At 42.9% G+C, this 8,819-nt stretch carries 10 protein-coding genes; 5 read left to right on the top strand and 5 right to left on the bottom strand.

Features of this window, described 5'->3' with window-relative positions:
• From O9295_RS02690 to O9295_RS02680, 3 genes are all read left to right on the top strand, one after another.
• On the top strand, positions 1-200 hold a 200-nt coding region (locus tag O9295_RS02690; RefSeq protein WP_272081033.1), incomplete at its 5' end, for a zinc ribbon domain-containing protein.
• Between the two features lie 49 nt (positions 201-249).
• Positions 250-594 carry a pepsin/retropepsin-like aspartic protease family protein gene (locus tag O9295_RS02685; protein ID WP_041803699.1) on the top strand — a complete coding sequence of 115 codons (345 nt, stop codon included), beginning with the start codon at positions 250-252 and terminating at the stop codon, positions 592-594.
• A gap of 157 nt (positions 595-751) precedes the next feature.
• Positions 752-1,006 (top strand): hypothetical protein, encoded by a 255-nt coding sequence (locus tag O9295_RS02680; protein WP_002755102.1) that lies wholly within the window; start codon positions 752-754, stop codon positions 1,004-1,006.
• 206 nt (positions 1,007-1,212) lie between these two features.
• Here O9295_RS02680 and O9295_RS02675 read toward each other — a convergent pair whose 3' ends face one another.
• Positions 1,213-2,109: a restriction endonuclease gene (locus O9295_RS02675; RefSeq protein WP_288031485.1), complete on the bottom strand. Its 897-nt coding sequence runs from the start codon at positions 2,107-2,109 to the stop codon at positions 1,213-1,215.
• A gap of 460 nt (positions 2,110-2,569) precedes the next feature.
• Positions 2,570-3,565 carry an L-lactate dehydrogenase gene (locus tag O9295_RS02670; RefSeq protein WP_288031484.1) on the bottom strand — a complete coding sequence of 332 codons (996 nt, stop codon included), beginning with the start codon at positions 3,563-3,565 and terminating at the stop codon, positions 2,570-2,572.
• A 235-nt stretch (positions 3,566-3,800) separates the two neighbouring features.
• Here O9295_RS02670 and O9295_RS02665 point away from each other — a divergent pair, with 235 nt between their 5' ends.
• Complete coding sequence (locus O9295_RS02665) at positions 3,801-4,142, top strand: DUF952 domain-containing protein (protein WP_288031481.1); 342 nt, start codon at positions 3,801-3,803, stop codon at positions 4,140-4,142.
• On the opposite strand, the gene O9295_RS02660 is transcribed toward O9295_RS02665, so the two are convergent.
• Positions 4,119-5,432, bottom strand: a complete 1,314-nt coding sequence (locus O9295_RS02660; protein ID WP_288031480.1) for a cytosine deaminase — start codon at positions 5,430-5,432, stop codon at positions 4,119-4,121. The genes O9295_RS02665 and O9295_RS02660 overlap by 24 nt on opposite strands.
• Positions 5,433-5,633: 201 nt before the next feature.
• Positions 5,634-6,521 carry a 7,8-didemethyl-8-hydroxy-5-deazariboflavin synthase subunit CofG gene (gene cofG, locus O9295_RS02655; RefSeq protein WP_288031478.1) on the bottom strand — a complete coding sequence of 296 codons (888 nt, stop codon included), beginning with the start codon at positions 6,519-6,521 and terminating at the stop codon, positions 5,634-5,636.
• 112 nt (positions 6,522-6,633) lie between these two features.
• Here cofG and O9295_RS02650 point away from each other — a divergent pair, with 112 nt between their 5' ends.
• A complete protein-coding gene (locus O9295_RS02650; protein ID WP_288031475.1) occupies positions 6,634-8,298 on the top strand; it encodes a transglutaminase domain-containing protein in 1,665 nt (554 codons plus the stop codon).
• On the opposite strand, the gene O9295_RS02645 is transcribed toward O9295_RS02650, so the two are convergent.
• Positions 8,295-8,561, bottom strand: coding sequence for a hypothetical protein (locus O9295_RS02645; protein ID WP_002763196.1), 267 nt, complete (start codon positions 8,559-8,561; stop codon positions 8,295-8,297). The genes O9295_RS02650 and O9295_RS02645 overlap by 4 nt on opposite strands.
• Between the last annotated feature and the right edge of the window lie 258 nt (positions 8,562-8,819).

Here is an 8,819-nt window from a genome sequence, read left to right as displayed (position 1 = left end):
TTAATTGTGGTCGGTTAATCCAAAAGTCTCTATCAGTTAGAACTCATGTTTGTTCCTGCGGATATGTGGAAGATAGAGACAAAATGGCGGCCTTGAATATACTCAAAAAAGCTACGATAGGGCATATCGGAAGCTGGTCGTTAGACCTAAACGCTTGGGGAGATTTAAGCTCTATTTTGGTTGGTAGAAATACCTGCTAAGACAACTTGAGTCAGTGAACCAAGAATCCCTCGCATAAGCGCGACGGGATTGTCAACATTGACATTAACTTATCAAAGTCAATCCTTGAATGTTTCGGGTCTCTTGGATACTGGCTCTAGTGTTAATGTGTTGCCCTATGAAATGGGTTTAGCTTTAGGTGCAGTCTGGGAAAACCAAAGGCTATCTCTGCCATTAGGAGGTAATTTAGCTAGATTTGAAGCTGGTGCATTGGTTGTTAAAGCTACTGTTGAGCAATTCCCCACCGTAGATTTAGCCTTTGCTTGGACACAAGATAAATATGCGCCGCTAATACTAGGACAGATGAACTTTTTTCTTGCCTTTGATGTCTGTTTTTACAGATACGACTTAGCATTCGAGATTAGTCAAAAATAGTTTGACTGGAGAAAAAATATGTGCGTTACATTTCATTAACTAAGCAACCAGCGATCGCAGTTTCACCTCAAGCGATCGCCCTATGAAAAGAGATTAATTTGTCTAAAGATTTGCTAAACTGAGGACAATAATCGCTTATTTTCAAGGTGTTAACTAAATGTGGTGGCAAAGTTCTCGGTTAGACCGTATTGAAGCCAGTCTAGAGGCAAGTCAGCAGCGAATAGAGCGAATAGAAAGCAATATTGACAGATTAGCAGCAATCAGTGAGGCAACGAATCGGCGTATTGATCGGTTTGTGGAAGCTACTGCTCAACAAATGGAGGAATCTAAGGCTCGTATTGACCAACTGCAACAAGGGATGGAACAGCTTCAGCGTGCAGTTGGCTATTTTTTAAGTCAGGACGGTAACTAACGATCGCCTTTTCAAAAATCAAAAAACCCCGTTAGCTTACAATCACTTGCTTCAATGAATGAGCATGGTACTACGGCTAGAGAAAAAAGAGGTGCGTTACATTTCATTAACTACCAGAGCGGCGTGCTGCTACGCAGTGCCTTCGGCATCGCACTCAACCAACTAACTTGATACGGTCGGTGTGCAAGCGGATTGTTATGCAGCAGTCAGTTTCTTTCAAGAGTAACATCATTTTCCAATGGTGCAGCAAGTGTAATTATTAATTCTCCATGTCCTGTGCCATAGTCATAAGGCTCTAACTCTATATATTTGCCACGACCTTCTATGGCAAAGTGGTGAATAACTCGTGGCTTATGTATTAGTAATTCAACCGAAACATCTAAATGAATTTTGGCAATATCATCACCGTTCACGAGCAACTGGTTTTCGGGAAGTACCATCGTTCTCTGAAATTGTATTGGGTATGCTCCTGGATCTAGCTTCGTGGTATCAATTTGCTTCAATGCCTCATTAAAGCCTTGGTTTGACTCTTCACCTAAAAATTCGTACAGATCTATCTCATTTCCATTGAAGATAGCTTTTGCTGTTGATATGTCAATTGTCATAAAAGAGGGGTCTATCTTGCCAATAGCGGAACGTTTTGTCAATTTTATGTCTCCATTAAACCCACTTCTACCTGTGACTAGCATTCGTGGATAATCGAGAGGAAAGTCTGATGCCAGAAGTAACTCGATGCGTTCATCCTTTGCAGCTTGAGCAGTAGCACCCTTGCTAAATCCTCTGGCGACGAAGAAGCCTTTCTGCGAGGATGTTGCTTGAATCTTTTCTGAAAAAATGATGATATCATTTTTTCCTACATTCTGCTTCCAATTCTTGCACTCAAAGATGAATTTACTTTTATAGCCTTGAGCTACTGAAACTTCAACATATAGATCGATCTCATGCAGAACACCTTCAGCAATTACAATTTTTTTGTTTTCTACAACGAACTTATCTGGGTCTAGTGTTGAAGAATATTTGAGAATTGCTTCTTCTATAAGTTTTACTGCACGTTCTAGATCATCCCCCTTTTGCTTCTTCATGTTGGCTTTAATAGAGTCCATGGATCTTAATTTCACTCCTTACTGGTTCGCATTCAAACAAGAGGTGACACCCATCAACTTAGATGACGAACTAAAAGTTCTCAAGCATCAACTCCATCAACGGAGGAGCTGCATAACCATTGATTATACAGAAACTTTCCGAATAACACTGCTGAGAGTAACGATATGTAAAAACTCTCGGCATATCACCCCATTTTAGCGCCATCGCCGGAACTTTTCCCCATATCATAACTAAAAGCGTATTAGCCAGAGCATATCCCTAACAACAAGCTGCAATAAAATAGACTTTTCGGGAAGTCTAGCACTAATTGCTTCAGTCCACCCCACAATTACCTAATTTTCGGGGAAAAAGTGCCAAAATTTTGCCCCCAATCGCTCTTATGTTCGGCACTTTTTGAGGGCAAAAAAATCTAAAAATCTTAGCCAACAATGTTTTTAGATTTATTCAGCCAACCCTAAGTTAAATTTTGAGTTGATCGATTAAATCGCGCATAATTTTGGCCGAATTATGTAACTGTTCCATTTCTCTGGGACTGAGAGCAAGATTCAGAGTTTTAATTACTCCTTTCTCGTTAACCACCGAGGGAATACTTAAACACACATCTTTGAGACCGTATTGACCATCGAGGAGAGTGCTAATAGTCAGAATTCTTTCTTGGGAACGTAAAATCGCTTTAACGATATCCGTGGTAGCTAAACCGATCGCATAGCTAGTATAACCCTTGCGTTTGATAATTTCATAGGCGGCGTTTTTAACCTGAAGAAAAATTTCTGTTAAGCTTTCTTGGTCGGCTGCGCTTAAATCCTGCCAATCTCTTTCTAGTAACCTTGCTCCTCCGATATTAGCCGAACTCCAGACAGCAAGCTCACTATCCCCGTGTTCACCGATAATATAAGCGTGGACGTTACGCGCATCTACATGGAGTTGGGTGGATAAAAGAGAGCGTAAACGGGCAGAATCTAGCACCGTACCCGAACCAATCACCCTAGAGGGCGGAAAATTGGTGATTTTCAAGGTAACATAGGTCATGATATCGACAGGATTACTCACCACCAAAATCAAAGCACTGGGGCAGTAAACAGCCACATCCTCCAGAATACGGCGAAAAATCGCCACATTTCGCTCAAGAAGATGTAATCTGGTTTCTCCCTCTTTTTGGGCAGCCCCGGCAGTAATAATCACCACATCGGCATTTTGTCCCACATCGGCCACGGTTCCCATTTTCAAGTCTGTGGGTTCAATAAAAGGCATTCCGTGCCTTAAATCCATCACTTCCCCTTCGACTTTATCCGTGGCGATATCTTGCAGAATTAATTCATCAAAACAGTCTTGAATTAACATCGAGTAAGCGCAGGCCATCCCCACCTGACCAACACCGATAATTACCCCCTTGCGAGGACGCAGCGGCGCGGGTTTTTCAGCGTAGGGATTGGGAGTAAATATTTTATCTAGCATAGATTTTTGCAGTTACTGGCTCGGTAAGCTCATTTTAAGGGGAAAAGGTTAATATCAGGTAAAAGGAGACTATCAAGAGATTTTGAGGCCATTATCGGCAATTTTTTTCTGGTAATTGGTCGGACAAATTTCTTGTCTTTATTCCCTGACCCCTAGTTTAAGAGAATTGAGGGCCGCTGACAGCTTCAGGCTATATCCTAAAATTAGGAATAAGGTTACAGTAGGAGGCGAACCGATGATCTATCACATCACTACAGAAAGAGGTTGGCAAATAGCTCGTGAAATGGGGGAATATCGGGCGTATTCCCTAAAAAATGAGGGATTTATCCATTGCTCCACCTTAGAACAAATTCCGAAAGTTGTGGCCGCTTTTTATCAAAATCAGCCAGATTTGCTGGTTTTAGCCATTTCTCCTGAACAATTGCAGGCCCCGGTCAAATGGGAGCAGCCCCAGCATCCTAACCCAGAAAATGCCACTCTAGAGCTAGAAAAAGAGACCTTTCCCCATATTTACGGTGCTATCAACCTAGAATCGGTGGTTTTTGTCAAACCCTTACAGGATTTGCTCAATTCCTAGAACTAAATCATCTAACTCTTGGTAATCGGGGAGAGTAGTATCGATGCTCAACCCGCGCCGAATCACAAGGCGATCCCACTGTGGTCGCGATAATAGCTCGCTAAAGTAGCGAGCCTTGAAAATTAACAAATTTGCCTCTAGACCCGTCTTAATGCGCCCTAAATGGGGCAATCCGAGCAGATTGGCTGGGGTGAGGGTGACACTATTTATCCAGTCAGCGTAGGGTGTGTCGAGATGGGCAATCCGCACCGCTTGGGTAAAGACTTCTAAACCATCGTGATCCCCAAAACCATAAAAGGGATCGCGACAGTTATCGCTGGCAAAAGCAACCGGAATTCCCGCTTTTTTCATCTCTTTTACCTTAGTTGTCCCGCGCCAAAAGGGGGTTTTTTCCTCTTGACGATCCTGTAGGTAGAGATTGCACATCGGCAAGCTAACGATAGCAATGCCCGCATTTTTGACTAAATTTAGGGTTTCTTGGATTATTTCAGGGGATTGTACCGCTAAACTGCAACAGTGACCACAGATGATTTGTCCGTCAAATTGCTCTTTGATAGCAGTACGCGCGATCGCTGCTAAACAGGTAGAATCGGAATCGCCGTTTTCATCCAGATGAAAATCGAGATTTAAACCCCTTTCTTGGGCTAATTTGAAGGTAATATCAATTTGTGCCTGTAAATCGGGATTTGTGTAGGCTACTCCCCCTAATATACCCCCAAATTCGGCAATTTTATCGGCTAAGGCCGCTCCCTCGGAGGTTTGATAGTAGTCAAGGGAAACTAGAGAAACCGCTTGCAGGGTGATTTTACCGGCCCATTGTCGTTGCAATTCTGCCAAAGCAGTTAAGCTAATCTGTGCCTGTTGACCAAAAGAGTCGATATGGGTGCGAATAGCGGCGGTTCCGTGCGCATAACTGCATTTAACGCCGAATTCCATGCGACGATACACATCCTCTAAGCGCCACTCCCGTCGGGAATCCTCTAGGGCCATTTTTAAGGCACTGTCAAAAGTGCCATCATGGTTAGGACAACGATGCCAACTATGACCTTTATCGAGATGGGTGTGCATATCAACAAAGCAAGGAAAAATAATCTTTTTTTTGAGGTCAATAACGGGAATATTATCTTCGGGGGGGATGGTTGAGGTGATGCGATTAATGTTACCGTCATTAATTTCCAGATTAACTAAGGTTAATCCCTCGGAGGTTTGGGGAGAGAAACTCTCATTTTCTAGCAGGGAAACGGGAATATGAGCATTTTTGAGCCAGTAGCGCTCGCTTGATGGAATCATAAGACCTCTGGTAAAAATCAAAAATTGTTGTTAGGGTTAGGAGTCGGTCGTCAGGAGTTAGGAGTTAGGCGCTAGGAGTTAGGAGTCGGTCGTCAGGAAAATTAAGAATGAATAATAATCAATTAAGCGGTATTAAGTAAGGAGTGTTAAATGGCATTAACAGTGCTATCTTTTCACTGATTACTGATTACTGTTTACTGATTACTGATAAACCGGCAGACGCGCCTTTAATTCCCAGCCATAAACTGCTAAAAATTCCTTTAATTTATCGGGGTGTAAATGGAGGTAATCGGGATTAACTTCATCGATAATGCCAATACCGCCTAAATCCCGCGCTCCTGCCGCTAAACAATCCAAGAGAAAAAGAGGATCGGGTACTAAATTCGGGGGAATTTGAATGACAATATCTGGGGGCAAAATTTCCCTGGCTTGCCTAACCAGATCGGGTAATTTTTGCAGATCAAAAGGATTATTTTGCCACTGTTCTCTTTTGCCCGGATTGTAGGGTTGTAGGATCACTTCTTGAATATGTCCCCAACGTTGATGAATAGTGGCAATAGTTTCTAAGGTTACTAAGCGATCGCATTCTGTTTCACCAATTCCTAATAATAAACCCGTGGTAAAAGGAATTCCTAATTCTCCCGCCCATTGTAACTGCTCTAAGCGCAGGGATGGCACTTTACTGGGGGCATGACGATGGACGGTATCTAATAAAGTCACCGTCATTTGTTCTAACATTATGCCCATAGATAGATTGACATTTTTCAGTTTTTCCATCTCGGCAAAAGTTAAAATCCCCGCATTGGTATGGGGATAAAAACCCATATTTAAAGCCAATGCTGCTAAATTATAAATATGCCGAAACCATGACTCTCGATTGGCTGCTAAAGGATGAACTTCGCCGCTAAGAATTAAAATTTCCGTAATTTCCGAACCCTGCAAAGCAGTTAAAATCTCTTTGACCTTGTCTAGACTTAACCAGCCATCAGTGCCTAAATCCCTGCGAAAATTACAATAACTGCAACGATTGAAACACTCGTAGGTAGGTACAAGGGTATGAGAGGGACTATAGGTGACAATTCTTGACATTTTTTTCGGAATTGGAGTTCATTACGAGCATTCAAGGGCGATAAAATTTGCTATCGTGGGGAGAATTGCTGTTTTATTCACTTAAAAACACCCTCCCTTTTCGCTTCCTCCTATGATTTTCGATCCTGCCAGTCTTCCCTCCCATCGTCAAACGATTCGCCCGATTAGCGCCACGGCCCTGCACGGAATTGTATTTCAAGATAACAAATTAATCGCTATCGACGCAAAAAACGGCTATTTATACCAAATTGCCCTCGATACTGGTCATACAACTGTACTTAATTCCCATCGCTGGCAAGAATTCGTCGGGACGACGGGATTGGCCATCGATGATCAAAATAACCTCTGGTTTACTACCCGCGAAAATCTCTACTGCTGCACTCTCGAAGATTTTACCCCGAAATTTTTTACCCGTCTTCCCTACACCGCTAACGGAGTCGCCGTAACTGCTAACACAATTTATGTCACTTGTCAACGTTCTGGACAAATCTTTATATTTGATCGCCAATCGGGACAGGAAATTACTCGTTTGTACGCACCGGGTATCGGCATCGAAAATATCACTATTCGCGGGGAAGAACTTTGGCTAACGGATACCCTAGAACAAACGGTTTACTGTCTTGATCGCGCCACGGGAGAACAGCTTTTTAGCATGATAACTCCTTTTGAATCACCGACGGGATTAGCATTTTATCGCAATGCGAACAGTGGCAAGGATATCTTATATGTGGCCTATGCTTTCCAAGAACCCTTTATCCGCGATAATCCCAATTCCGAACAGGTTTACGAACTTAGTTATCGTCCGCGTACTTTTGTCCATCCTCTATATTTTCACTACGATCCCGCTAAAAAATACGCCCTTTCTAATGGTTATCTGATTGAATTATCCTACGTCGAGGAATTGGAACCTCTATATAATATCGAACTAAAAGATGTGGAATGGCGCATCGCTTTACCCCTAGAAACACCGCGGCAAAAAATTCGCAGCGTCGAAGCGGTGGGATTGCCTTTTACTGAAGAAATTCAAGACGGGCAGCGGGTGGCAGTATTTAAGTTCAAGCAAATAACCGCCAAACAACGTCATATTTTTGGTTGGAAAGTGGTCTTAGAAGTGTGGGGAATTAAATACCAAATTACTCCCAAAGATTGCGAAGATTTACCTCCCTTACCCGCCGATTTTCCCGATCGCTATTTGATCGATAATGATGATCTGGCTATGAATACAGAAATTATCCTCAATGCTGCCCAAGAAGCGATCGGTCGGGAAACCAATCTACTCAGAAAAGTTTATAGTATTCGTAACTACGTCTATGATCAGCTTTCCTACGGCATCAAACCCAACATCGACACCCCCGATATTGCCCTGCGGCGCGGAGTGGGTTCCTGTGGCGAATATGTGGGTTTATTATTGGCTTTGTGTCGTCTCAATGGTATTGCCTGTCGTACGGTAGGACGTTATAAATGCCCACCCCATCCCCTCGAACGTAATTTACCCCTCGAACCAGATTACAATCACGTCTGGATGGAATTTTATCTCCCCTCTATCGGTTGGGTTCCCATGGAGTCCAATCCCGATGATATCTTTGAAGGTGGTCCCTATCCCAATCGTTTCTTTATGGGTTTAGCTTGGTATCACACGGAAATTGCCAAAGATATCCCCTTTGAACGAATGCTCAGTGAAGGACAACCGGTGTTAAAAACCCAAGTTCCCATCGGCGATTTAGCGATTAATCACGTTCAATTCGTCATTCTTGAGGAATTAGCCCCAAAAGACTAGAATTCTGAGCCATCATCTAGGATGCCCATTTCTCTATCTCTTTCTTCTTTGAGTTCTTTGACCATTTGCAAACCCGCGCCCACACAGAAGCCCAAGGCTGCCCCGGCACCGGCAAAATAACGTCCATAGATGATTTGATAGTTATAGGGATTTTTATAGTTGACTTGGCTGGGATTGCGTTCAATGCGGCTAATGCCATAACCGATACCTGCCCCGACTAAAGCGGTAACAAGGCCTGAAAATAGAACTAGACGAAAGTTCATGATCTTATCTCCCGATGGACTCTGACTTTAGATTATCGCTGAAAATTAGTTCCTGGCAAGCGATCGCAATAATTCGTTAAGTAGTCGTGCCAAATTAATTTCCCTTGAGATGTGTAATTAGGGTTTGCTGAATAAATCTAAAAACCTTGTTGGATAGGGTTTTTAGACTTGTTTTCCCTCAAAAAGTGCCGACCTTTGGAGTGATTGGGGGGAAAATTCCGGGACTTTTTCCCTGAAAATTAGGTAATTGACCCCCTG

Origin of the sequence: Microcystis sp. LE18-22.4A (assembly GCF_027531105.1) — a bacterium.
Classification (GTDB): Bacteria; Cyanobacteriota; Cyanobacteriia; order Cyanobacteriales; family Microcystaceae; genus Microcystis; species Microcystis aeruginosa.
This window is presented reverse-complemented; position numbering and strand designations above follow the sequence as displayed.